The sequence below is a fragment of the Segatella copri genome (assembly GCF_003465495.1).
Lineage (GTDB): Bacteria > Bacteroidota > Bacteroidia > Bacteroidales > Bacteroidaceae > Prevotella > Prevotella copri_G.
Window position 1 is genome coordinate 329 of the sequence record NZ_QSAV01000144.1, and the last position, 221, is coordinate 549.

The following is a 221-nucleotide window of genomic DNA, read 5'->3' on the forward strand; positions in this document are numbered from 1 at the left end:
CTCGGCTAATCTGCGTACCCTTGAAGCTATATCCGTCCTTACAGAATCGGATGCCTTGTACCTTGCTTCTCTCCTTGTCCTTATAGACAAGCTCCAAGCGAACACCTCGTTTTGACAGTTCATTCTTGAACTTCTGCCAGCTATCTGCAACTTTTAAGGCATCTTTGACTGCATTGTGAATCTCGTATTTTGCACGCTCCGCATTGCGCAATTTGCGAGTG

General features: G+C 46.2%; 1 pseudogene. It reads right to left on the reverse strand.

The window, feature by feature from the left end:
* Nucleotides 1-221: pseudogene (locus DWV53_RS16365) on the reverse strand (relaxase/mobilization nuclease domain-containing protein); the annotation flags it as partial.